The organism is Virgisporangium aliadipatigenens (assembly GCF_016863615.1).
In the GTDB taxonomy this organism is placed as follows: Bacteria; Actinomycetota; Actinomycetes; order Mycobacteriales; family Micromonosporaceae; genus Virgisporangium; species Virgisporangium aliadipatigenens.
Window position 1 is genome coordinate 1 of sequence record NZ_BOPF01000043.1, and the last position, 24,117, is coordinate 24,117.

Sequence of the window (24,117 nt, forward strand, 5' to 3'; positions counted from 1 at the left end):
AACCAAGATGAGCCGCAGCGCACAAGCCCACGACCGCAACGCACGGGATCGTGGGGGCGTCCGGGGGCTCGGCCCCCGGAGAGAAATGACGAGAGGGCGTATGCCTGCGCTTTCCGCAGGCATACGCCCTCTGCAATCTCGGGTGGAGCCGAGGGGACTCGAACCCCTGACCCCCACACTGCCAGTGTGGTGCGCTACCAGCTGCGCCACGGCCCCATTTCGTACCCCCGCCTCAGCGTCGGGCACTCGCGCAATAGTACACACCCCACCGCCCCGCCCCACACCGGGTATCTCAGTTGAGGGACGGATCCGCCGGGAAGTGCGCCACCGCGGCCAGCAGCCCGCCCTGCCGGCGCAGCACCATCGGCCACAGGTCGTCCGGCCGCCCCGCGAACGGGTCCCCCGGCAGCGCGTCGAACACGAACCACGAGCCGGTCTCGATCTCGTTCTCGAGCTGCCCGGGCGACCAGCCGGCGTAGCCCGCGAAGACCCGGACCCCGAGCACTCCGGCCCGCAGCGCCTCCGGGTCCGTGGAGAGGTCCACCGTCCCGAGCACTCCCGAGACGCGGTTGAACCCGTCCAGCTCGGCCGTATTGGGCCGGGCGCGCGCCAGGCAGATGGCCGCCTCGGGCTGCACCGGGCCGCCCTCGAAGACAACGGCGGGGTCGTCGGCGAGGGTGCCCCACGGGCCGAGCACCTCGGCGACCGGCACCTCGGTGGCGCGGTTGAGCACGACGCCCAGCGCGCCGCCCTCCTCGTGCGCGACGAGCAGCACGACGGTGCGTTCGAAGTTGGGGTCGCGCAGCGACGGGGTGGCGACCAGCAGCCGGCCGGTCAGCGACTCGGTCGAACGCCCCTTCGACGCCCCCGGCCAGCCGGGACCGCCACCGCTGCTGAGCCCGCCGGGCCCCGAACCGCCCGAGCCCGCGCCTCCGGCGCCGCCCGCGGCGTCCGCGGGGCCTCCCTGACCTGGCTGCACGGCGCCCTACCCGGCCACGCAGAACTCGTTGCCCTCGGGATCCGCCAGAACGGTCCAGGACAGGCCCGGCATGGTTTCCTCGCCGACTACCGTGGCGCCTAGTTTCTTCAGCCGTTCGATCTCCGCCGGGCGGTCGTCACTGGTCCAGTCGATGTGCACCCGGTTCTTCGCCACCCGCGGCTCGGGAACCTTCTGCAGGCCGATCGCGATGCCCTCCCCTTCGGCCGGGCTGAGCATGACGAAGAAGGACCAGTCGCCGTCGACCTTGTAGCCGGCGGCCTCGGTCCAGAATCTGGCCAGCGCCTGCGGGTCCGCGCAGTCGATCGTGACCATCTTGGGTGTCAACGCCATGCCACGCACATTAGCCTGGCCCCCGCTCCACGGTTAGCCTCTGCGGGTGGACATCGCAGCGACTGCTGACATTGCCGTGATCGGCGGCTCGGGTCTGTACTCCTTGTTGCCCGACGCCACTGAAATTCGGGTCGATACGCCGTACGGGCCGCCGTCGGATGCCGTGACGGTGGCGACCGTCGGCGATCGGCGGGTGGCGTTCCTCCCGCGGCACGGGAAGGATCACCGGTTCCCGCCGCACCGGATCCCCTATCGGGCGAACCTGTGGGCGTTACGCGCGCTCGGCGTGCGGCAGATCCTGGCGCCGTGCGCGGTCGGCGGGCTGCTGCCTGAGCTGGGGCCGGGGTCGTTCGTGGTGCCGGATCAGCTGATCGACCGCACAAGTGGGCGGGTGCAGACGTTCTACGACAGCGGCGCGGTGCACGTGAACTTCGCCGACCCGTACTGCCCCACCGGCCGGCGCACCATCCTGGCGGCGGCCGACGGCAACGGGATCGCGGCCACCGACGGCGGCACCATGGTGGTCGTCGAGGGGCCGCGGTTCTCGACCCGGGCGGAGTCGCGGGCGTACACGGCGATGGGCGGCACGATCATCAACATGACCGGCCATCCGGAGGCCGTTCTGGCGCGGGAGCTGGCCCTGTGTTACTCGGCCGTGGCGCTGGTGACGGATCTGGACGCCGGCGTGGAGGGCGATCACGGCGTCACCATGGAGGAGGTGTTCCGCGTCTTCGGGGAGAACACCGACCGGCTGCGCGGGGTGCTCCTGGACGCGGTGAAGGCGTTGCCGGGCGAGCGTTCGTGCGGCTGCGGGGACGCGCTGGCCGGGATCGACGTGCCGGAGCTGCCTACGTCGTAGCGGGCAGGTGCACCTCGAAGCGGCAGCCGTCGTCGGTGTTGGCGACGGAGACCGTGCCGCGGTGCGCCTCGACGAGGCCTCGGACGATCGCGAGGCCGAGGCCTCCCCCGCTGTCCGCCGGGGTCCGTGCTGTCGTTCCGCGGAACGCCACGTCGAACACGCGCGGCAGGTCTGCCTCGGGTATGCCGCCGCACCCGTCGCTGACGGCCATCCAGCCGGTGGCGCCCGATCCGGTGAGCCCGCCGGAGATGACGACGGTGCCGTCGCCCGGGGTGTGCCGAACGGCGTTGCGCACCAGGTTCGCCACGACGCGGGACAGCTCCGGCTCGGAACCGAGCACCACCGGCCAGCCGCCCGGAGCGGCCACGACGCGCACTCCCCGGGCGGCGGCGATCGGTGCGGCCGAGGCGACCGCGTCGGAGACGACGTCCCCGAGCGCGACGGCGTGCGTGGTGAGGCGCAGCGCGCCGGCGTTGATCCGGGACAGTTCGAACAGGTCGTCGACGAGCCCGGCCATGCGATCGGCCTCGACGCGCAGCCGCCGGTGGTATTCGCCCACGGTGGCCTCGTCGGCGACGACGCCGTCCTCCAGTGCCTCGGCCATGGCGCGCATGCCGGCCAGCGGCGTGCGGAGGTCGTGCGACACCCACGCCACGAGTTCGCGCCGGCTCGCTTCGAGCCGGCGTTCGCGTTCCCTCGCCTCGGCGGCCCACATGGCGGCGGCGGCGAGCCGCCGGGTGGCCGGGAGCGCGACGGCGAACGACACCACCGCGGCGGCCGACACGACGACGAACAGCACCTGCAGGTCGTGCTCGGAGATGAACATCCGCATCGACGCGGCGACGATCCCGGCGAGCACCGCGAGGATCGCCACGGCGAGCAGAACGGCGATGTGCGCAGCGATCGCCGCCGCCCGCATGAGCCGCAGCAGCAACAGCCCGGGCAGCGCCACGGCGAGCGACCCGCTCAGCGCGATGACGAACGTGTAGGCGACGTCAGCCATCGGTGCCGGTCTCGTAGCGGTAGCCGACGCCCCACACGGTGACGATGCGGCGCGGCTGCGCGGGATCCGCCTCGACCTTCTCCCGCAACCGTCTCATGTGGACGGTCACAGTGGACTGGTCGCCGAACGTCCAGCCCCACACGGCATCCAGCAGCTCCGCGCGGCGGAAAGCCTTGCCGGGACGGCGCATCAGGAACGTCAACAGGTCGAACTCGCGCACCGTCAGGGCGAGCACGGCACCGCGCAACTTCGCTTCCCGCCGTCCCACGTCGACGGTGAGCGCCCCGTCGGTGAGCAGGCCGCTGTCCGGCGAAACCGTGGTGGTGCGGCGCAGCACGGACTGCACACGCAGCACCAGTTCCCGGGGAGAGAACGGCTTGGTGACGTAGTCGTCGGCACCGATCTCCAGTCCGAGCACCCGGTCGGCCTCTTCGCCGAGCGCGGTGAGCATCACGACCGGAACGTCGCTACGGGCGGCCCGCATCCGCCGGCACACCTCGAGCCCGTCGATGCCGGGCAGCATCAGGTCGAGCACGACAAGGTCCGGCCGCCCGGTCTCGAACGCCCGCAGCGCCGACACGCCGTCGCCGGCGAGGTGGACGTCGAGCCCCGCGCGTTCGAGATATCGCCGGACGACGTCGCTCACGGTCGGGTCGTCGTCGACGACCAGCACACTCTGCCCCACAGGCCGAGCGTACGGCGGTCGTCGACGACGACCCGATCACGTCAGCGAACCGTAATTACTGCCAGTCGTCGCCGCGCTGGCGACGGAGGTTGCCCTCGAGCTCGTCCCCACCGGGGCCGTCTTCCTCGACAACGACCTCGGCGTTGCGCCGGCTGTGCAGGAGCTGCCAGGCGGTGTTGTCCGACAGCCACTTGCAGCCGACCGAGCGGCCACGACGAAGGTCGTTGAGCCAGATGTCGCGCCGGCCGAGCTCGATGCGGGCCTCGTCGGCGTCGGTGTCGCGGACGAACAGCGTGTAGCAGAACCGGCCGTCCTCATCGAGGGTGGCGTTGAAGACACCCCAGCCGTCGCCGCGCAGGAACGCGGAGAACTTCGTGGTGTCGTCGTGGTTCTGGTGATGCGGGGACGCCATCGCGGGGCTCGCGAAGGCACCGGCCAGCGCGACTCCGAGAACGGCGGTTGAGACGATTCGACGTACGGACTTCATTTTTTGCTGACCTCCACAGACGAAGCTTGTGTGGAGGAACCCTTGGGGAGGGATTGCGCCACAGGGGAAATACATCCCTTGTGACACAGCAGAAGCGTAGCGGTTCTGAGATGGGCTCCGGCCCGGAACGCCGCAAACCACACGGCATCCGACTCCATAGTGGCCACCCGGTCAGACTTTGGCGGCCAACCGTCCGAGCAGGGCGTTGTCGCCTATCCGACCGGTCCGATTGAACCGCGATGCCTTCCGTGGCCGTGGAGGCGGGCAGACGATCCACGCAATCTCTCCTCCCGACGGAGCACACGATGAAATTGAAGGGTCCATATGTGACGATCGCGGCGGGCGCACTCGTCGCCGCGACCGTATTAGGTCTGAGTATTACGGCGGCCAATCGCGATGCGGAACGCGCGGCGCGCAATACCGCGGCCGCGGCCGCCGCGGAGTCACCGGCGGTACCGCCGTCGCCGAGCGCGCAGCCCAGCCCGAGCGCCCCGACCGTCCCCGACCGCCCGCCCACCACGTACGCCGGGAGCATCGCCGGGCTCGGCGCCTCGATCGCCGTCGCAGTCAACGGCCGCAGCGCCGTCGGCTACGTCTGCGACGGCAAGCGCGTCGAGGCCTGGTACCAGGGCGGCACGACCGACGGCACCGCGTTCACGCTCGCCGGAAACGCCGACGGGGCAACGCTTTCGGCCAAGCTGGGCCAGGGCGCCCTCGCCGGGACGGTGCGGATCGCCGGGCGGGACCTGACGTTCACCGCGCAGCCGGTCCAGGCGCCCAACGGGCTCTTCCGCGCGGTCGAGCAGGCCGCCGCCACCCAGGCGGCGACTGTGGTCGGCTGGATCGTCACGCCGGACGGCCAGGTCGGCATCCAGCGGCGCGGTGACGAGGTCGCCCCGGCGCCGGTGCTCGACCCGGCGAGCGGCACCGCCACGCTCGACGGCCGCGCCATCAAGGCCGTTCCCGTGACGGGGGCGCCGCTATGACGGCCAAGGCGGCGCGTCTCGCGGTCCCCGCCGCCGTCGGTGCCGCGGTCGCGCTCACCCTCGGCGTGTACGGCAAGCTGCACGGCCCGACCGGTGTCGGGGTGTCGCTGGCCGGGTTCTCCAGCGGGTTCGCGGCGAAGTCGTGGCTCGCCACCGGCGCGGTGGTGCTGGCGCTGGTGCAGCTGGCGTCGGCGCTGGTGATGTACGGCAAGGTGCCGGGGGTGCGGGCCCCGTCCTGGACCGGCGGGCTGCACCGCTGGTCCGGGCGCATCGCTTTCCTGCTGGCGACGCCGGTCGCCGTGCACTGCCTGTACGCGGCCGGTTTTCAGACCTACGACCTGCGCACCACCGTCCACTCGATCATGGGGTGCTTCTTCTTCGGGGCGTTCACCGTGAAGATGCTGATCCTGCCGCGCAAGGGCGTACCCGGTTGGGCGTTGCCGCTCGCCGGCGGGCTCGTCTTCACCGCGCTCGTGGTCCTCTGGTTCAGTTCCGCGTTCTGGTTCTTCTCCACGACGGGAGTCGCGCTGTGACGACGTTCGATCCCTGCGCCGGTCGCCGCGCGCTGCTCGCGGTGGGCGCCGCCGCCGCCCTCGGTGGCTGTTCCGTCTACGGGGGAACATCCACCGACGAGCCCCCACCGGACGGCGTGGACGCCGCCTCTCCCCCGCCGCCGTCCGGCGGGTCCCCGGCCGGCACACCACCCGCCTCGGGTGCCCCGCCCGCGGGCGGCCCGGCACCGCTGGCCCGCACCGCCGACATCCCGGTCAACGGCGGCAAGATCTTCAAGGAACAGGGCGTCGTGGTGACCCAGCCGACGGCCGGGACGTTCAAGGCGTTCTCGGCGACCTGCACCCATCAGGGCTGCACGGTGACGTCGATCCAGGGCGGCACGATCGTGTGCGGCTGCCACGGCAGCAAGTTCGCCCTGGCGGACGGCGCGGTCAAGGCCGGCCCGGCCACCAAGCCCCTACCCCCCAAGCGCCTGAACGTCACCGGCGACGCCATCACGCTCGCCTGAGGCCTACCAGCGGTCCTGCTGTGCGCGCGCCTCGTACAGCAGGACCGACGCCGACACGCTGACGTTGAGCGAGTCGGCCCGTCCGAGCATCGGCACGAACACCCGCCCGAACCCGTGCGCGTACCACGCCTTGGAGATCCCGTACCGTTCGCTCCCCACGACGAACGCCACCCGGCCCCGGTAGTCCACCTCGCGGTAGTTGCGCGCGTCGTCGGTGTCCGCGAGGTACACCGAGAACCCGTTCCGCTTGAGCCAGATGGCCGCGTCCTCGACCTCGTCGAACTCCACCGACGGCATGGTCAGGCACATTCCCTGACTCCCCTTGAAGACCTTCGGATGGGTCAGCCGGGTGCGCCGGTTCGTCATGACGAGACAGTCCGCGCCGGCGGCGTCCATGCTGCGCAGCAGGGTGCCGAGGTTCCCCGGAATCTCCACCGCGTCGGCGACCAGCACCAGCGCGCTGTCCCCGAAGCTCAGCTCGTCGCGATCCCACGCCGGCAACTGCGCGATGGAGACCATCCCGTCCGGCCGCTCCCGCTCGCAGATCCGCTCCATCGTCTTCGGCGACACCCGGTAGGCCCGATAGGCCCGCGCCGCGATCTCCGAACTCCGCTTCCGCGCCTCGTCGGAGTAGATCGCCTCCGGACACCAGAAGAAGCACTCCACCGGAGCACCCGTCTCCAGCAGCAGGTTGTGCGCCCACAGCCCCTCAGCCACGAACAGCTTGTGCCGGTTGGGCGCCGTATTGCGCTGAATGTCCAGCACCTGCTTCACCCGAGGGTGCGAGAGACCGATCTGCTGCAGGTCAAGTTGCGGTTCCACGAAGACCATCCTGCCGCCAGCGAAAACCCGGACGAACAGCGCCTACCGATGGGGTGCAGGGGCAGCGCCCCGCCGCCGGCGAAGCCCGGCCCAACGGGGGTGCGGGTGGCGAAGCCCCCGCCTCGCGCGGACGAAGTCCGCGCACAAATACCGAGGAGCCCCAGGTCCGCGCACTCCGCGGACATGAGGCTCCCAGGCGACTCGATGGAGGTGCCGGGAATCGAACCCGGGTCCTTCGCCGCTTTGTCAGGGCTTCTCCGAGCGCAGCTCACTGTGCCTCTACTCGGCCCCTCCGATCACGTGAGCGAGTCGGTGTGGCGGGCCCAGTTGCATTTAAATCTCGCCGCCCCGGCCCCGCAACGGGTCCGGATTGGCCAGCCTTCTAGCTGATGCCGGTGACCGGGCCGAAGGCACTCCCGGACCGACAGATCTCAAACTCGCTTAGACAGCGAGAGCGAGATCAGAGCGCTTGTAGTTGGCGCTTATTGGTTTCCGACCACTGATTAACGAGACAATGTCGGCTTCCTCGGCTCGCTTCCCCTGTCGCTACGAACAAAGTCGAAACCAGTCACCCCCTGGATGTTGAACCAAGACCGTACCAGTCTAGCTCGCCGGCGGCATCCCGTTAGATCCCGCCGCAGGCCTGGCCGTTGACGGTGCACGCGGTCGGCTTGCCCACCCCGTCGGCCTCGTAGGTGAACAGCGCGGTGCGTCCGGGGCCGACGAGGCGGGTGTCGGGCGACGGCGTGAAGACGAACCGGTCGCCGTCCTGCTTCATCTGCGCCCCGGCCGTCTTGCGGATGGTGAGGTTCAGGACGGGCAGGGTCAGCACGACGGTCCAGCCCTCGACGGGTTGCCCGCCGGGGTTGCTGATCGTGACGGCCCCGCGGTAGCCGCCGAGGCGCACGGTCTCGGTGCGGTAGACGGCGGTCAGGTTGGGGCCCAGGTGCGCGCCGCCGGAGGCGGTCGGCAGGACGCCGGAGGGCTCGGCCGGCTGGCCGGACGCGGACCCGCCACGGGACGCGCCGGCGCTGGCCGGGGGACGGGTGCCGCCGGGCAGTTCGGCGTAGCCGTCGTGGCCCTGCCCGTTGCCCGGGCCGATCAGCGGGCTGCCCGGCGGGTAGGAGAGGGTGGCGGCCACGACGATCAGCGAGACGAGCGCGATCACCAGGAGCAGGCCGGCGCCGACCGCGACGTGCCGCCCCCGGGCGTCGGGCCGGATGCGCTGCGCCATCCGGGTGAGGGCGCCGCCGAGCGCGTGCAGCCGTCCGTCCCGGCGGTGCCCGCGCCTTCCGTGTGCGGGGGAACGCCTGGCGAACGGCACGGTCCGTTCCAGATGCAACGGCCGGGTCACGGTGACCCGCCCGACGGCGCGCAACCGCCGCGCGAATCCGCCCCGCCGCTGGTACGGCCGGGCGTTGCGGCGGCTGCCGGAGTGGTCGGCACCCTTGGTGCGCTGGGCCAGCCGCCGCGCGAGGGCCGCTCCTACCGGGCCGCGCTTGCCGTCCTCGACGGCCAACCGGTCGAGCGCCTCCGGCAACCGCCGGCCGAGCATCTCCGTGTAGGTGCGGTGCAGCACGCGCCGCCGCAGCAGCCCCTGCATGCCGAAGAACCCGCTCTGGCGCAGCGTGACGCGGCTGCCGCCGCCGACGCGGGCGATGGAGACGCTGACGCGGGCGTCGAGTTCGGGGGCACGCCACCGCATGGCGAGCCGCCGGGGTGCGTCGACCTCCAGCACCTCGGCGTCGATGGGCTCCTCGAACCCGGGCTGCCCCTTGGCCTCGACCCGGAACGTGTGCCCGACGACCGGGCGCAGTTTGGCGGGCGCGAACCATCCGGCGAGCACGGCGGCGTCGGTGAGCGCGCGCCAGACCCGTTCGGGCGGATGCGCCACATCGACGTCGAGCCGGATTTCCGTCACGGTCCGACTATATTTCCGTCACGCAGCACACGACCGCCCACAATGTCCGGCTCCGGTGTGCGTTTCCTCGACTACTGACCGGTATTCCTACTGGCAGGGGACACCGTTGATGACACAGGAACGCGGCGTGGCGCTCGTGCGTTCCGGGCGGCTGACCGAGAGGGCGACGACGATCGTCGATCCGGCGGCGATCCGGCCGGAGAGGCGCACGCCGTCGTCGGTGCGGTCGGCGTCGACGTTCTGGTCGCCGCTGACCACCCACGCGCGGGTGACCCGGGACCCGGCCACGAACTCCACGGCGGCCCTCCAGTCGACCGCCGCCGAACCGGCGTTCTTGACGGTGACCGTGCCGAAGTGCCCGCTGTTGAACTGCTGCGTGGTCGCGTACTTCGCGGTGAGCTTCGGCGCGGCGGGGCTCGGCGAACGACTCGGCGACGGCGTCCGCGAACGGGAGGGGCTCGGCGTCGCCGACGCGCTGGGCGAGGCGGGCGCGCTCGACTCGGCCGGCTCCGTCGAGGGGCTGGACTCCTCGACGGCCGGCGGCCGCAGCGGCAGCCCGGCGTTTCGGGTGTCGCGGGAGTCGTTGTCGGTGAGCGTCAGCGCGACGAGGCTGGCGATCAGCGTGACGGCCACGCCGAGCACGATGGCGGTCCACCCGCTGATCGGCCGTGCCGCCGTATGCCGGATAACCACCGCTGGCCGAACCACCACCGCAGGGACGTTAGTTGAATCGTCCCAGTCTCGCGAGGGCTAGTCGCGACCTTTGTTGCGCCGGCCGGCAACTTTCGCGATCTCCCGGTCGGCATCGCGCTTGGCGAGGTCCTGCCGCTTGTCGTAGGTCTTCTTACCGCGGGCGAGCCCGATCTCGACCTTGGCCCAGCCGTCGGAGAAGTACAGCGCCAGCGGGATGAGCGTGACCCCACCCTCCTTGATCTTGCCGGCGAGACGGGCGATCTCCATCTTCTTGAGCAGCAGCTTGCGGGTGCGCCGCGGCTCGTGGTTGGTCCACGTGCCCTGCGTGTACTCCGGGATGTGCAGGTTGCGCAGGAACACCTCGCCGTACTGCACCTCGGCGAACGCGTCCACGAGGTTGGCCCGGCCGGCCCGCAGCGACTTCACCTCGGTGCCGGTGAGCTGCATGCCGGCCTCGTACGTATCGAGGATCGCGTAGTCGTGGTAGGCCTTGCGGTTGGACGCGACGACCTTCCGACCCTTCTCGCGGGGCATTGATCCTCCTGTGCTTGCGAAGGATCAATCCTATCCGTTCAGCACAGGCATCCCGGCAGCCATTTCTCCGGGTCGACCGGGCTGCCGCCGATGCGCACCTCGAAGTGCAGGTGCGGGCCGGTGGAGTTCCCCGTGCTACCCACCCGTCCGATCAGCTGGCCGCGCCGCACCTGCTGCCCGGCCTGGACGAGGATCGCGGACTGGTGGCCGTAGCAGGTCGCGATCCCCTTGCCCTGGTACTGGCCGTGGGCGATGCAGGTGTAGTTGCCGTAGCCGCCGCTCCAGCCGGCCTTGACCACCTGGCCGTCGGCGGCGGCGAGGATCGACTGGCCGCTGCCCGCGCCGATGTCCAGGCCGCTGTGCAGGATCCAGCTGTGGAACAGGGGATGGAACCGCATCCCGAAGCTGCTGGACTTGCGCCCGGCGACCGGCATCCCGAAGAAGCCGCCCCCCGAGGGGACGGGCACCCGCGGGTCGCCGCTCGGCCGGTTCTCCGCGTCGCGCAGCTCCTGCTCGACCCGCGCGCTCTCCGCCTTCAGCTCCTCGACCTTGGCCAGGACGGCTCCGCGCTCGGCGTTGGCCACGTCGAGGGCCGCCTGGCGCTGGTCCACGAGCTGCTGCACCCGGTCGCGGGCCCGGTTCGCCTCGTCGGCGGCGGCCTGGCTCCTGGTCAACGCGTCGCGGGCGGCGGACTCCGCCTCCTCGGCCCGCCGGTGCGCGGCGGCGGTGGCGGCCTGCTCCTGGCGCAGCACCGCGCGGGCGGCCACGAGCCCGTCGAGCACGCTCCTGCGGTGCGCGGCGACGTGGTCGAGGTAGCCCATGCGTTGGGCGAAGACCTCGGGCGACCCGGACGTGACGATCGAGTCGAGCAGGAGCATGTCGCCGCCCTTGTAGGTGGTGGCGGCCAGCTTGCCGACCTCCTCCCGGGCGCGGGCCACGCCGGCCCCGGCCTCGACGTACCTGCGGTCGGCGTCGTGCCGGACGGTGCGGGCCGCGTCGACCTGCCGGCCGGCCTCGCGGACGTTCACCTCGGCGGCGGCCACCCGGCCCTCGGCCTCGGCGACGGCGGACTGCGCCGCCGGCAGGCCCGCGACAGCGGCGGCGTAGTCGGCGGCCGCCTGCTGCGCGCGTTCGGTCGCCGCCTCCAGATGCGCCGAGGCCGCGTCGAGCTGCTTGTCGAGTCGCGCCTTGTCGTCGTTCGGATCGGCATTCGCGGGAACGGCCAGAGCCAGGCTCAGCAGCACAGCAACCAGGGAGATGAACCTTCGGTACACGCCCATTGACCCACGGTAACCATGAGTTGTCCCGATATAGGCGTGTATTACACAAAAACGCCCGACGCAGCGGTCTGATTCAAAACCGCATGCGCCGGGCGTTTTCTGGGGTTTTCTACACCCGTACGTAGAACCGGAGCGTGATCCAGCCGGTCACCGCGCTGATGAGCGACCCGATGCCCGCCAGGATCGGCAGCATCAGGAAGATCCGACTCCACGGCACCGGCGTCAACAGGCTCGCCAACGACTTCAACGAACCGTCGATGAGCAGCCACTTCGCCAGCACCAGCGTGATGAACGCCAGCAGCGAGCCGATCAGGCCGGCGAACACCGCCTCCAGCACGAACGGCGCCTGGATGAACCAGTTCGAGGCGCCCACGAGCTTCATCACCGCCACTTCGCGCCGCTTGCTGTAGGCCGCCACCTGGATCGTGTTGGCGACCAGGAGCAGTGCCGCGACGCCCTGCACGATGGCGACGACCAGCGCCAGGTTCTGCATCGAGTTGAGGATGCCGAACACCTTGCCCAGCAGCTGCCGCTGGTCGACGATCTCGTCGATGCCCGGACGGGCCCGGTACTTGTCCGACACGGCCTGGAACTGCTGCGGGTCCTTCAACTTCACCCGGAACGACTGCGGCAGCGTGTCCGCCTTGACCGACTCCACCAGGTCCGGCGCGTCGGCGTAGAGCTTGCGGAAGTTCTCGTAGGCCTGCTCGCTGCTCTCGTAGTTGACCTCGCGCACCAGCGGGTCAGCCTTGAGGTCGGACTGCAGCCCGTTGCGCTGCTCCTCGGTGACGTCCGTCCGGAGGAAGATCGACACCTCGACCTTCGTGTTGAAGAACGTCTCCATCTCGTTGACCTGCCAGTACAGCAGGACACCGGCACCGAGCATGGTCAGGGAGACGGCCATGGTAATGATCATGGCGACGGTCATGGTCACGTTTCGCCACAGACCGGTGAGAACCTCGGTCAGGACGTACTTGACGCGCATCATCGGGGAAAACAGTTCCTTCCGGGATCAGCCGTAGACGCCGCGCGGCTGGTCGCGGACGATCCGACCGCCTTCGATTTCGATGACCCGACGACGCATCTGGTTAACGATGTTGGAGTCGTGGGTGACCATGACAACCGTGGTGCCGGTGCGGTTGATCCGGTCGAGCAGGCGCATGATTTCGATCGACGTGTCCGGGTCGAGGTTACCGGTCGGCTCGTCGGCGAGCAGAATCAGCGGCCGGTTGACGAACGCCCGCGCCACCGCCACGCGCTGCTGCTCACCACCGGACAGTTCCTGCGGGTACCGGTGCTCCTTGCCGCCGAGGCCCACGAGCTCCAGGACCTCGGGAACGACCCGGCGCGCGACCGCCTTCGACTTGCCGATCACCTCGAGGGCGAAGGCCACGTTCTCGAACGCGGTGCGGTTGGGCAACAGCCGGAAGTCCTGGAAGACGCATCCGATCGAACGGCGGAACGCCGGGATGCGCCACGACCGCATGGCGGTCACGTCCTTGCTGTTGACCAGCACCTTCCCCTTCGTGGGGGTCACCTCGTGCAGCAACAGCTTGATCATCGTGGACTTGCCGGACCCGGATGGACCGATGAAGAAGACGAACTCGCCCTTCTCGATGGACACCGACACGTCGTCCAGCGACGGCCGGGACGCCTTGGGATACGTCTTCGTCACGCGCTCAAGCTGAATCACGGGGGCAGAGTCTACGCGGTGTAGCCGCTGCGCCAAGTGGTGCGTTGTGCGGTAAGTGCGTTCTGCCCGGAATGCCGGGCAGAATCATGCACGATTTACGGGGCTACGCAAGACCAATACACCAAGACGTGATGTCTACCTCACGACCCGTGCCCGAACGGGTGATCTAGTTGGTCGTCGTCAGCTGACGCTGCTTCCGCCAGCGGATCCCCGCCTCGATGAACGGGTCGATCTCGCCGTCGAGCACCGCGGCCGGATTGCCCGTTTCGTGCTCGGTCCGCAGATCCTTCACCATCTGATACGGGTGCAGTACGTAGTTGCGCATCTGATCGCCCCACGAACCGGCCACGTCGCCGCGCAGCGCGTCCATCTTCGCGGCCTCCTCGGCCCGCTTGAGCGCCAGCAGCTTCGACTTGAGCACGCCCATGGCCGTCGCCTTGTTCTGCAACTGGGAACGCTCGTTCTGGCAGGAGACGACGATGCCGGTCGGCAGGTGCGTGATCCGCACGGCCGAGTCGGTCGTGTTGACCCCCTGACCACCCGGGCCGGACGAGCGGTACACGTCCACCCGCATCTCGTCGTCGGGGATCTCGATCTCGTCGGTCTGCTCCACCACGGGAACGACCTCGATCGCGGCGAAGCTCGTCTGGCGGCGCCCCTGGTTGTCGAACGGGCTGATCCGCACGAGCCGGTGCGTCCCCGCCTCCACCGACAGCGTCCCGTAGGCGTACGGCGCGTGCACCGCGAACGTCGCCGACTTCAGCCCCGCCTCCTCGGCGTAGGACGTCTCGAAGACCTCCGTCGGGTAGCCGTGGCGCTCCGCCCAGCGCAGGTACATCCGCAGCAGCATCTCGGCGAAGTCGGCGGCGTCCACACCACCGGCGCCGGAGCGCACCGTCACGAACGCCTCACGCGAGTCGTACTCGCCGCTGAGCAGCGTGCGCACCTCGAGCTCGTCGATCGCCTTGCGCAGCACCGTCACCTCGGAGCCGACCTCGTCGAGCGAACCGCTGTCGTCCTCGGCCTCGGCCAGCTCCAGCAGCACCTTGGCGTCGTCGAGCCGGGAGCGCAGCTTCTCCACGCGGTTGATCTCGCCCTGCACGTAGGACAGCCGCGACGTCACCTGCTGCGCGATGGCCGGGTCGTCCCACAGGTCCGGCGCCGACGCCTGCTCCTCGAGCGCGGCCTTGTCCGCACGGAGACGGTCCAGATCGAGCACCACCTCGATGTTGCGCAAAGTGGCATCGAGGGACGAAAGCGCATCAGCGTGTTCGGCAGCGGTCACAGCTGCCAAGACTACGCCCTATCGCCCGGCTATTTTCCGGGCGCGTTCTTCAGCCAGGCCAACGCGGCGCGGTGGTACGCCGCCGCCAGCTCCAGCGACGCGGAACCGAAGTCGTCGCCGTTCTTCTTCGACTCCTTCGCCTGCTCCCGCGCCTCGGCCAGAGCGGCCGTGTGGTACTCCGAAGCCTCGGTGTAGGCCGCCTGAAGCTGGGCCGCCGACTGGTGCGCCCCGAACGCCACCCGCAACGCCAGCGGGCTGCGCAACACCTCACGCGACGACGGCTCCCCGAGCCACCGCACGAACGCCCGCTTACCGGCCGGCGTGATGGAGTACGGCTGACTCGAACGCGCACCGGGCTTGCCGAGCTTGACGAAACCGGCCTCGGCGAGGGCGGGCAATTCGCGGTAGACCTGGCTACGGGTCATCGACCAGTAGGGGCCCAGCCGGCGCTGTGCGGAGGACATGAGCTGACCGCCGGTCATCGGTCCCTCGTGCAGGAGCCCGAGCAACGCCGCCGCGGTGGGATTGAGTCCGGATTCGGCCATGCGTCAAAAGTGCCACCTGAACGGTCAGTAGTCCAGGTTTTCGACCAACTCCACTGTGTTCGATCCACTGTGCACTGTCGCAGGAGGACAGTCGAGAGTGGACCGGAGCCCGGCCCGCAAAGGGCTCCGGTCCAACGCTCAGGGTCGCGGACCGACCGGCACGCCCGGGAAGGTGGGCAGCGGATCGCCGATTCCGGGCTGTCCACCGTTTCCACCGCCGGAGGAACCGCCACCGTTCGAGCCGCCGCCGTTGTTTCCGCCGTTGCCGCTGTTTCCGTTGCCACCGTTGTTGTTTCCGCCGTTGTTGTTTCCGCCGGAACCGTTGTTTCCCGCGCTGCTACTGGGAACGGCGCTCGGCGGGACGGCGTTCGACGGCGTGGGAGCGGGGCTCGACGGAGCCGGCGCCGACGGGCTCGGGTCGCCCACGACGACACCCGTGGGTTTGTTCGGCTTGTCGCCACCACCGATCGCGTTGGCCGCGAAGATGCCCCCGAGAACGAGCACCAGCACGGCCGCCAGCGCACCGGTGCCGACGAGAATCCGCTGCCGCCGCTTGTTTTCCGGCCGCGTACCGGTCGGCGGCGCGCCGCCGTCCGGGCCGGGGCCGTAGTGGCCGTCGCTCCCCACGAACGACGTCGCACCGTCCGGCGCACCCGACGCCATCGCCGCCACGACCGGCTCGGCACCGTCTGTCGGACGCGCCCACGGCGACCCGGGACCACCGCCCGGCACTCCGGAAACCGGCGCCGCGTAAGCCCCCGCGGAGACGCCACCGCCCGAAACCGCCTGCGACGCACCGAACCCGGCACCCCCACCGGAAACGGGAGCACCCCCGGAGACCGGCGCACCGCCGGAAACCGGTGGCGCGTAAGGCACCGCGGACATCGGCGCGCCACCGGAGACCGGAGCGTGCGGCGGCCCGAAGACCGGCGCACCGCCGACACCCGCACCCGCCGCGGAACCCTGCGAAGGCACCGAACCCGCCGCACCGGAAACCGGCGCACCCGACACCGGCGCACCCGAAGCCTGTCCCGGCCACACCGGCCCGGCCGGCGACACTGGATCCACCCCACCGGAAGCCACACCGCCGCCGGCGTGTCCCGCGCCGTGGGAAGCCGCACCGGCCCCACCGTCACCGGCAGCACCGCCGCCCCCGGAAGCCGCACCTACAGCGCGGGCACCGGCAGCACCCAAAGCCGCGCCGCCGGCAACGCCGGAGACACCGTTGCCCGCGCCGGACCCGCCGGAAGCCGCACCGACTGCGCCCGCGCCGACGCCGGCAGCCGCAGCGACACCGCCGGCACCGACAGCGGCGCCGGAACCCGCCACGCCCGAGGGCACACGCTGCCCCGGCACGGCGACATCGCTGTCCCCGGCGGAAGCCGCCCCCAAGGCGCCCCGGGCCGCCGCGGCACCCCCGGAAACACCCCCGAGCGCCGCGGACGCCGCCGGAACGGCACCGGCCGGGGTGGCACCCACCACCACGGGCGGAGCGGAGGCCGGAGCCGGCGACACCGGCGCGGCCTGCGTGCCCGGCGTGATCCGGGTCGTGTCGGCCACCGGCACGGCGACCATGCGCGCGACCGTCGGTGTGTCCGACGTGGACAGCGGCACCCATTCGACCTTGCGAACGGGCACCGGCACGGGAGCCGTCACCTCGGCCGAACGCGGCCAGAACGTCACGGCGTCGATCGGCACGGCGTCGCCCGCCGGGAACCCGGCGAGTGCCGGCACCGCGTCGCGCAGCCGCGCGGCGAGCATGGCCGGACCGGGCCGCAGCCGCGGGTCGAGTTGCACGCAGGAGTCGATGATCGTCCAGAGCCGGTCCGGCACACCCGGCGGCGGCACGATCACGCACGCGGCGTGCCGCGCGAGAACCTCGCTGGGCGTTCCGCCGCGGTACGGGCTGCGGCCGGCGATCAACTCGTAGAGGACGAGGCCCAGGGCGTACACGTCGGCGGGGGGCTCCGGAACGGCGCCGGCCACCACCTCGGGGGCCACGTACTCCGGCGTCGCCAGGATGGCCCCGGGCGCCTCGTCCCGCCGGCGCGCCACACCGAAGTCGGCCAGCCGCACGATCCCGCCGTCGGCGGGCAGCAGCAGGTTGCCGGGCTTGACGTCGCCGTGGGTGATGCCCTTGCCGTGAATGTATTCGAGCGAGCCGGCCACCTCGGCGCCGATGCTCGCGGCCTGCGCCGGCGACAACGGCCCCCCAGACCGCAGCCGCCGGCGAAGGTCTGTTCCACCGACCAGGTCCAGCACCAGCGCCGTGGCCTCGGGGCTGGTTATCAGGTTGCGGACCCGGACGATGGCGGGGTGATCCAGACCGGCCAGGATCTCGGCCTCCGCGAGGAAGCCGGTGACCAGTTCGGAGACTGCCGCGGCCTCGGGCCTGAGCAGCTTGACGGCGACCGCTTCACCCGTGCTGGTGTCGATCGCGTGCCACACGACCCCGATCGCTCCTCTGGCGATCTCGGCCGTCAGCCGGTAGCGGCCGTCCAGCAGGGTGTTCATGTCAACGCCTCCCCCAACCATCGATCGCAAACGCTACAAAGCGCGGGCGCCATGTCGTCGGAGTATGGGCGGCAGGTGGCACGAATTGGGGACAGCCTTGCGCAGGTGCGCCCGGACGTGCTTCAGATGCGGGTCCGGAGCTGCCACAACTCCGGGTAGAACTGCAGGTCGGCGCGGGAACGCAGGTAAGAGGTGCCGCTGCTGCCGCCGGTGCCCGGCTTGGTGCCGATCTGACGTTCGACCATCAGGACGTGACGGCCGCGCCAGAGCGCCCACGCCTGGTCGTGCTCGAGGAGCGCCTCGGCGAGGTCCCACAGCGCGCTGTACCGCTCGCGGTCGGCGCTGATCAGCTTGTAGGCGGAGAAGCGCTCCTCGGCGGTGCACACCTCGAAGCCGGCCTTGTCGAGCAACGATACGAAGCCGTCCCAGAGGGTCGGCTCGGCTAAGCGGCGGCGTAACCGGGCCTCCTCCTGCGGGATGCCGCGAAAGCGCCGGGTGTAGTCGGGATCCTTGAGCCCGGAGATGAACTCGATCTCGCGGAACTGGCTGGACTGGAAGCCGGACGCGGCCCCCAGGTCGCCGCGGAACTCGGCGAAGTCCTGCGGTGCCATCGTGTCGATCACGTCGACCTGCTGGACCAGCGTGCGTTCGATGACGTGGCAGCGCTGGAGCCGGACCCGTGGCACGTACGTCTCACCGGCGAGCATGCGATCACGCGCGTCGACGAGCTCCGAGAGCATCACCTTGAACCAGAGCTCGTAGACCTGGTGGATGGTGATGAAGAGCAACTCGTCGTGGGCCACCGGGTCCGACTCGGGGACCTGGAGCGCCAGGAGGTCGGCCAGCCGGAGGTAGGAGCCGTACGTCAGCCCACCACCACCGCGTGGACGCACGGCAGAACCCGTGACGGCGGGTTCGGCGACGTCGATGATGTGATCGCGGCTCACGAGCGGTCACGGTACGCCCTGTGGGCGTAGATTCGTGTACCGTGTCCGCCCTCTCCATGTCCCGGTGGCTCGCCAGCCTCGAAGCGGACGCGTTGTCCGACATCCTGGTGCGGCGCCCCGAGAGTACCGCTCCCCCCAGCCCGAAAACCGTTGGTGACCTGGCCGGACGGCTATCTCAGCAACACCATGTGGCCCATGTCGTCACGACACTTTGCGCACCCGCTGTACAACTCCTCGAAGCGGCGCAAGTCCTCCTAGTAGGTAATGCTCACAGTGTGCCACGTCTGGATCTGTCCCAAATTCTGGGACAAATCCCAGACAGCGGCGAATTCTGTGCGGCATTGGAGGTCCTGTACCAACGCGCGCTCGCGTGGCCGGACGGACAATCCGTGGTCCTCGCGGGACCGCTGCGTCACTGGTTCGCGTTCCCGCTGGGGTTCGGGCGGCCGGCCGCGACACTGCTCTCCGCCCGCCCGGTGGACGAGTTGCGGCGCATCGCCACCAACATCGGATGCCCGCTCGCCGGTCGACCGAAGCCCGAACTGCTCGCCGCCCTCTCCGCGCACCTCGGCACGCCGGAGGTCATCGCAGGCATCATGGTCGATGTCCCGGAGGAGCTGCGGCCCACTCTGGAGCGCCTCGCGACCGTCCATCCGGTTACGGAGGGTGAGCAAGGCTACCTTCCCCCGGAACTACGCTGGGCGATAGAACACGGCATTCTCGTCAGCGACGGCTGGGCCCGCGCCGAAATGCCCCGCGAAGTGGCGTTCGCGCTGCGCGGGGAGGAGTGGCGGGCGCCGTTCGAGCCGCATCCGCCGCTGCCGCCGCTGGGCGTGCCGGCCCCGGAGACCGTGGCGCGGGAGGCCGCCGCCGCGGCCGCGGCCGCACTCGACGGGGTGGCCGCCGTGGTCGAGGCGACGCCGGTCGCACTTCTGAAGGCCGGCGGGGTCGGTGCGCGCGAGGTGGGGCGGCTGGCGCGGGTCGCCGGTTCGCCGGCCGCGGCGGGTCTTTTCCTCGAACTGGCCGGCGGCGCGGGCCTGCTCGCCGAGGACGACTCCGAGCTGGTGCCGACCCCGGAGTACGACGCGTGGGCCGCCGAGGAGCCCGCCGAGCGGCTGGCGACGTTGCTGCACGCGTGGCTGGAGCTGGCCGGGGCGCCCGGCGCCGGGGGCACGCCGCTGCGCGCCGGCTACCAGGAGCCGCTGCCGCTGCGCACGACCCTGCTCGACGTGCTCGCCGACCTCGCCGGCGCCCTGCCCCGCGACGGCGAACTGGTGCCGCGGTTGCTGCACTGGCACGCCCCTCTCGCCGTTCCCCCAGAGGATCTGGAGCGGCTCGCGGCGGGACTGTGGACGGAGGCCGCGCTGCTCGGCGTCGTGGCTCACGGGGTGTTGACCCCGCTCGGGCGCGCGCTGCGCGACGGCGGCGACGTGGCGGCGGTGGCCGGTGATCTCGTGGTCGCACCGCAGCGCGGCGCGACGTTCCAGGCGGACCTCACGGCCGTGGTCGGTGGTTCTCCCGCGGTCGAACTGCGTGAGCTGCTCGACGGGTGCGCCGTCCGGGAGGCGCGCGGCACGGCGTCGGTGTGGCGGTTCACGCCGGATTCGGTGCGCCGCAGCCTCGACTCCGGAACGGCCGCGCCCGAACTGCTCGATCGGCTGCGCGCCGTCGGCTCCGTCCCGCAGGCCCTGGAGTACCTGGTCAACGACGTCGCCCGGCGGCACGGCCGGATGCGGGTGCGCGCCGTCGGGTGCGTCCTGCGCGGCGCCGACCCGCAGCTGCTCGCGGAGGTGGCCGCCGACCGCCGCCTGGCCGGCCTCGGCCTGACCGTGCTGGCGCCCACCGTCCTCGCGAGCACCCGGCCGCCGGCCGACACCCTGGCCGCCCTGCGCGCCGCCGGATACGCCCCCGCCGCCGAGGACGCCGACGGCCGGCCGCTGATCGAACTGCCACCGCAGCGCCGCGCCGAACCGGCGTTCACGTACCGGCGGATCCGTCGCCGGCCCGTGCCGATGCGCTCCGACGAGGCCATGGCCGCGGCGGAACGCATCCTCGCGACGACGCCGCAGGCGGAGGAGCCCACGCCGCAGGCGCACCCCGAACGGGTGACGATCGCCCGCGCCGCCCCGCAACTGGCGCCGTACGACGCCGACCTCCTGACCGACGCGCTGACGAAGGGCGAGCCGGTCCACATCGTCTACATCAACGCCGACGGCCGGAGGTCCGAACGCGTGGTGGAGCCCATGGAGATCGAGGACGGGTACCTGCTCCGCGCGTGGTGCCAGCTGAGGGACGACGAACGCGTCTTCTCCCTGAACCGCATCCGCGCGGTGTCCACCCCTTAGCCCATGTGCGGGTAGCGGTGATCGGTCGGCGGGACGAACGTCTCCTTGATCGTGCGCGGGCTGACCCAGCGCAGCAGGTTGAGCACCGAGCCGGCCTTGTCGTTGGTGCCGCTGGCCCGCGCGCCACCGAACGGCTGCTGCCCGACCACCGCACCGGTCGGCTTGTCGTTGACGTAGAAGTTCCCCGCCGCGAAGCGCAGCGCGTGACTCGCCCGCTCGATCGCCTGCCGGTCGGTCGCGAAGACCGCACCGGTGAGCGCGTACGGCGCCGCCGACTCCGCCTGCGCCACCACCTCGTCGAAGCGCGCGTCCTCGAAGACGTGCACGCCGAGGATCGGGCCGAAGTACTCGGTCGTGAAAACTTCGTGCCCGGGGTCGTCGCACTCCACGACCGTCGGCCGCACGAAGAACCCGGTCGAGTCGTCCGCCGTGCCGCCGGCCGCGACACTGCACGAGGCCGAACCCTTGATCCGGTCGAGGGCCGCCGCGTGCTTGTCGAACGCCCGCCGGTCGATCACCGCCCCGCCGAAGTGCGAGAAGTCCGTGACATCGCCGTAGCTGAGCGACTCGGCCGCGGCGAGCAGTTCGTCGCGCACGCCGTCGCGCCACAGCGACGCCGGCACGTACGCCCGCGACGCCGCGGAGCACTTCTGGCCCTGGTACTCGAACGCCCCGCGCACCAGCGCCGTCACCAGCCCCGACGGCTCCGCCGACGGGTGTGCGATCACGAAGTCCTTGCCGCCCGTCTCGCCCACGAGGCGCGGGTAGGTGCGGTAGGTGTCGATGTTCTGGCCGACGGTGCGGGTCAGCAGCTTGAACGTCCCCGTCGAACCGGTGAAGTGGATGCCCGCCAGGTCCGGATCGGCGAGCGCCACCTCCGAGACGGCCAGCCCGTCACCGGTCACCATGTTGATCACACCCGGGGGCAGCCCGGCCGCCTCGAACAGCCGCATCGTGAAGTGCGCCGCGAACTGCTGCGTCGGCGACGGCTTCCACACGACCGTGTTGCCCATCAGCGCCGGCGCCATCGGCAGGTTGCCGGCGATGGCCGTGAAGTTGAACGGCGTGATCGCGTAGACGAACCCCTCCAGCGGCCGGTGGTCGAACCTGTTCCACATGCCCGGCGAGGAGAACGGCTGCTCCGCCAGCACCTGCTGCCCGAAGTGCACGTTGAACCGCAGGAAGTCGATGAACTCGCACGCCGCGTCGATCTCGGCCTGCGCCACGCTCTTGCTCTGCCCCAGGATCGTCGCCGCGTTGAGCCGGTCCCGCCACGGCCCGCTGAGCAGGTCGGCGGCCCGCAGGAACACCGCGGCCCGCTCGCTGAACGGCAGGTCCCGCCACGCGGGTGCGGCTGCCTTGGCGGCGGCCACGGCGTCCCGCGCGTCGGCGGCGGTGGCGTGGTGGGCCACACCGAGCACGTGCGCGTGATTGTGCGGCTGCACCACGTCGAACGGCTCCCCGCCGCCCGGTCGTTGCCTGCCGCCGATCGTCATGGTCAGGTCGAGGCGTTCACCCGCCAGGGTGTCGACGGCGGCTTTGAGGCTTTCCCGTTCCGGAGTACCGGGGGCGTACGCGCGGATCGGCTCGTTACGCGGCTCCGGCACGCTGAAGACGGCATCCATTGTGTGCTCCCGTCGACTGCATTGGCGAGGATTGCTCAATCCTCGCATGGTCCGGAAGCGCCCGGAGCAAGCCCGCGTACCCTGTGACGGCGGCGCACCGTGAGGAGAGCACCCGAGATGAGCAAGGCGAAGAGCCGTCGCGGACCGGCGGGGCGCACCGTTGTCCCCGGACCCGTGGCGGCCGACCCGCAGACCGAGACGGCGGCGGAGCGGGGATCGGTGACTCCGCCGAGGGCGCGCGCCGCCGAGACCGCCGAGCCGTCTTCCGCCGGGACGACAGCATCCGGGGGAACGACCGACGCGCCCGGAAGCACCGCCGACGGGCCGGCGCCCGGGGTGGCCGACGAGGCGCCGGCGTCCGGCGGGAGTGCCGGCCGGAAGGCCACGCCACCCGCGAAGAAGGCACCCGCCGGGAAGGCCGCCGCCCGCAAGCGCACACCGGCCGCGGGCAGCACGCCCGCCGCCGAAGGCACGCCGGCCAGGACCGCGCGCGCCACCAAGGCCGCGGGCACGCCCGCCGAAGGCACGCCGGCCAAGAACGCGCGCGCCACGAAGGCCGCGGGCAGGACGGGCGCCGCCAAGACTGCAGCCGCCGGCCGCAAGACCGACGCGGGCAAGACCGGCCCCGGCAAGGCGGCCGCCGCGCGCGAACGTTCCGCCGCGGAGCCGGTCGACGAGACACCGGGCCGGGACCGGCGCGGGCCCACCGTTCTCGCCGGGATCTCCGTGCTCTGGCTGGCGGCCACCCTCTGGTTCACCCACCACACGGTCGCCAGTTCGCTGACGCCCGAACTCGGGCTGGCCAACGTGGCGCTGTCGTTCCCGCTGGTGATCTCCACCTGCCTGCTCGCCGGCGCGGCGGTGGCGCTCGCCGTCACGACCTCGGGCCGGCCGCGCGGCTGGCGGGCGCGTTCGCTGATCGGCGCCGGTGTCGGGCTGGTCATCGGTGGCGTCGCCGCCGGGTTGGTGCTGCTCGGCTACGGGCGTGCGGAGGCGCTCGTCGCCCTCGCGGCGGCCATCGCGATCGCGGCCGCGGTGGGTGGCGCCCTGTCCGGCCTGCCGGCGCCGGCGGTGCTCGCGGCGGGGCTGGCCGGAACGCTGGGCTGGTTCGCGGTGACGCTGCTGGAAGGGCTGTTCGCCGGCAAGCTCCAGGAGGTCTTCGCGGCGGGGCCCTCGCCGGCGGCGCAGTTCGCGGCGGCGGGGCGCATCACGTTCGCGGTGGCGCTGGCGGGCGGCGCGCTCGCCGGGCTGACGGCGTACGCCTACCTGCGGCGGCGGGGCGGCGGCGGCGAGAAGTGGCCGGCGTACCTGGCCGCGGGGGCCACGCCGGGGCTGCTGCTGCTCGCGTCGGACGTGGCCAGCCGGATCGGCGGCGGTTCGCTGCTGCGCCTGGCCGGCGCCCAGGGAACGGCGGACGAGATCGCGCTCGAGTACGTCGGCTCCGCCCGACTGAGCACGGCGCTCGTGGTGCTCTTCGCCGGCACGATCGCCGCGATCCTCGCGGTCGGCCGCACCCTGCCCCCGAAGCGCTGAGCCCCGCCA

Annotated in this window: 23 protein-coding genes, 1 tRNA gene and 1 other RNA gene; 6 read left to right on the top strand and 19 right to left on the bottom strand. The window is 71.5% G+C overall.

Going from position 1 to position 24,117, the window contains the following annotated elements:
- Positions 1-143 precede the first annotated feature (143 nt).
- The 3 genes from Val02_RS39350 to Val02_RS39360 form a co-directional block, all read right to left on the bottom strand.
- A tRNA-Ala gene (locus Val02_RS39350) sits at positions 144-216 on the bottom strand.
- Between the two features lie 76 nt (positions 217-292).
- A complete protein-coding gene (locus tag Val02_RS39355) occupies positions 293-979 on the bottom strand; it encodes a YqgE/AlgH family protein (protein ID WP_275415659.1) in 687 nt (228 codons plus the stop codon).
- A gap of 6 nt (positions 980-985) precedes the next feature.
- Positions 986-1,330 carry a VOC family protein gene (locus Val02_RS39360; RefSeq protein ID WP_239153680.1) on the bottom strand — a complete coding sequence of 115 codons (345 nt, stop codon included), beginning with the start codon at positions 1,328-1,330 and terminating at the stop codon, positions 986-988.
- Positions 1,331-1,382: 52 nt separating this feature from the next.
- Between Val02_RS39360 and Val02_RS39365 the strand changes: the two genes are divergently transcribed.
- Entirely contained in the window at positions 1,383-2,189 is an 807-nt protein-coding gene (locus Val02_RS39365) for an S-methyl-5'-thioadenosine phosphorylase (RefSeq protein ID WP_203904498.1), read from the top strand.
- Here Val02_RS39365 and Val02_RS39370 read toward each other — a convergent pair.
- The 3 genes from Val02_RS39370 to Val02_RS39380 are packed head-to-tail and all read right to left on the bottom strand — an operon-like array spanning position 2,179 to position 4,289.
- The gene (locus tag Val02_RS39370; RefSeq protein ID WP_203904429.1) at positions 2,179-3,192 is read right to left on the bottom strand and encodes a sensor histidine kinase; all 1,014 of its coding nucleotides are present in this window, start codon (positions 3,190-3,192) and stop codon (positions 2,179-2,181) included. The two genes, Val02_RS39365 and Val02_RS39370, sit on opposite strands and share 11 nt — an antisense overlap.
- A complete protein-coding gene (locus Val02_RS39375) occupies positions 3,185-3,877 on the bottom strand; it encodes a response regulator transcription factor (RefSeq protein WP_203904430.1) in 693 nt (230 codons plus the stop codon). The genes Val02_RS39370 and Val02_RS39375 overlap by 8 nt, the downstream gene beginning before the upstream one ends.
- 55 nt (positions 3,878-3,932) lie before the next feature.
- Complete coding sequence (locus Val02_RS39380) at positions 3,933-4,289, bottom strand: hypothetical protein (RefSeq protein ID WP_203904431.1); 357 nt, start codon at positions 4,287-4,289, stop codon at positions 3,933-3,935.
- A gap of 380 nt (positions 4,290-4,669) precedes the next feature.
- Between Val02_RS39380 and Val02_RS39385 the strand changes: the two genes are divergently transcribed.
- From Val02_RS39385 to Val02_RS39395, 3 genes are read left to right on the top strand one after another with little or no spacing between them, the layout of a single operon-like run.
- The gene (locus tag Val02_RS39385; RefSeq protein ID WP_203904432.1) at positions 4,670-5,350 is read left to right on the top strand and encodes a hypothetical protein; all 681 of its coding nucleotides are present in this window, start codon (positions 4,670-4,672) and stop codon (positions 5,348-5,350) included.
- Positions 5,347-5,883 (top strand): DUF6529 family protein, encoded by a 537-nt coding sequence (locus Val02_RS39390; protein ID WP_203904433.1) that lies wholly within the window; start codon positions 5,347-5,349, stop codon positions 5,881-5,883. The genes Val02_RS39385 and Val02_RS39390 overlap by 4 nt, the downstream gene beginning before the upstream one ends.
- The gene (locus Val02_RS39395; RefSeq protein ID WP_203904434.1) at positions 5,880-6,371 is read left to right on the top strand and encodes a Rieske (2Fe-2S) protein; all 492 of its coding nucleotides are present in this window, start codon (positions 5,880-5,882) and stop codon (positions 6,369-6,371) included. Before Val02_RS39390 ends, Val02_RS39395 begins: the two co-directional genes overlap by 4 nt.
- 3 nt (positions 6,372-6,374) lie before the next feature.
- On the opposite strand, the gene Val02_RS39400 is transcribed toward Val02_RS39395, so the two are convergent.
- The 12 genes from Val02_RS39400 to Val02_RS39455 all read right to left on the bottom strand — a co-directional run bounded on the left by Val02_RS39400 (position 6,375) and on the right by Val02_RS39455 (position 18,605).
- A complete protein-coding gene (locus Val02_RS39400; RefSeq protein ID WP_203904435.1) occupies positions 6,375-7,193 on the bottom strand; it encodes a TrmH family RNA methyltransferase in 819 nt (272 codons plus the stop codon).
- 202 nt (positions 7,194-7,395) lie between these two features.
- Positions 7,396-7,769, bottom strand: a transfer-messenger RNA (tmRNA) gene (gene ssrA / locus Val02_RS39405).
- A 49-nt stretch (positions 7,770-7,818) separates the two neighbouring features.
- On the bottom strand, positions 7,819-9,114 hold the full coding sequence (locus Val02_RS39410) for an SRPBCC domain-containing protein (RefSeq protein WP_203904436.1): 1,296 nt from the start codon (positions 9,112-9,114) through the stop codon (positions 7,819-7,821).
- An 87-nt stretch (positions 9,115-9,201) separates the two neighbouring features.
- Positions 9,202-9,825: a cellulose binding domain-containing protein gene (locus Val02_RS39415; RefSeq protein ID WP_203904437.1), complete on the bottom strand. Its 624-nt coding sequence runs from the start codon at positions 9,823-9,825 to the stop codon at positions 9,202-9,204.
- A 39-nt stretch (positions 9,826-9,864) separates the two neighbouring features.
- Positions 9,865-10,341, bottom strand: a complete 477-nt coding sequence (smpB, locus tag Val02_RS39420; protein ID WP_203904438.1) for an SsrA-binding protein SmpB — start codon at positions 10,339-10,341, stop codon at positions 9,865-9,867.
- Positions 10,342-10,379: 38 nt separating this feature from the next.
- Positions 10,380-11,621 carry a M23 family metallopeptidase gene (locus Val02_RS48445; protein ID WP_203904439.1) on the bottom strand — a complete coding sequence of 414 codons (1,242 nt, stop codon included), beginning with the start codon at positions 11,619-11,621 and terminating at the stop codon, positions 10,380-10,382.
- Between the two features lie 109 nt (positions 11,622-11,730).
- Positions 11,731-12,606 (bottom strand): permease-like cell division protein FtsX, encoded by an 876-nt coding sequence (gene ftsX / locus Val02_RS39430; RefSeq protein ID WP_203904499.1) that lies wholly within the window; start codon positions 12,604-12,606, stop codon positions 11,731-11,733.
- Positions 12,607-12,633: 27 nt separating this feature from the next.
- Positions 12,634-13,314, bottom strand: a complete 681-nt coding sequence (gene ftsE / locus Val02_RS39435; RefSeq protein ID WP_203904440.1) for a cell division ATP-binding protein FtsE — start codon at positions 13,312-13,314, stop codon at positions 12,634-12,636.
- Between the two features lie 166 nt (positions 13,315-13,480).
- The gene (gene prfB, locus Val02_RS39440) at positions 13,481-14,599 is read right to left on the bottom strand and encodes a peptide chain release factor 2 (RefSeq protein ID WP_203904441.1); all 1,119 of its coding nucleotides are present in this window, start codon (positions 14,597-14,599) and stop codon (positions 13,481-13,483) included.
- A gap of 29 nt (positions 14,600-14,628) precedes the next feature.
- Complete coding sequence (locus Val02_RS39445) at positions 14,629-15,144, bottom strand: PadR family transcriptional regulator (RefSeq protein ID WP_203904442.1); 516 nt, start codon at positions 15,142-15,144, stop codon at positions 14,629-14,631.
- A gap of 138 nt (positions 15,145-15,282) precedes the next feature.
- Complete coding sequence (locus Val02_RS39450) at positions 15,283-17,658, bottom strand: serine/threonine-protein kinase (RefSeq protein ID WP_203904443.1); 2,376 nt, start codon at positions 17,656-17,658, stop codon at positions 15,283-15,285.
- A gap of 122 nt (positions 17,659-17,780) precedes the next feature.
- Entirely contained in the window at positions 17,781-18,605 is an 825-nt protein-coding gene (locus Val02_RS39455; RefSeq protein ID WP_239153681.1) for a tryptophan 2,3-dioxygenase, read from the bottom strand.
- A 389-nt stretch (positions 18,606-18,994) separates the two neighbouring features.
- Between Val02_RS39455 and Val02_RS39460 the strand changes: the two genes are divergently transcribed.
- Positions 18,995-20,950 (top strand): helicase-associated domain-containing protein, encoded by a 1,956-nt coding sequence (locus Val02_RS39460; protein WP_203904444.1) that lies wholly within the window; start codon positions 18,995-18,997, stop codon positions 20,948-20,950.
- Here Val02_RS39460 and pruA read toward each other — a convergent pair.
- Positions 20,947-22,575: an L-glutamate gamma-semialdehyde dehydrogenase gene (pruA, locus tag Val02_RS39465; protein ID WP_203904445.1), complete on the bottom strand. Its 1,629-nt coding sequence runs from the start codon at positions 22,573-22,575 to the stop codon at positions 20,947-20,949. The genes Val02_RS39460 and pruA overlap by 4 nt on opposite strands.
- A gap of 117 nt (positions 22,576-22,692) precedes the next feature.
- On the opposite strand from pruA, the gene Val02_RS39470 reads away from it, so the two are divergent.
- A complete protein-coding gene (locus tag Val02_RS39470; RefSeq protein ID WP_203904446.1) occupies positions 22,693-24,108 on the top strand; it encodes a hypothetical protein in 1,416 nt (471 codons plus the stop codon).
- Positions 24,109-24,117: the final 9 nt, after the last annotated feature.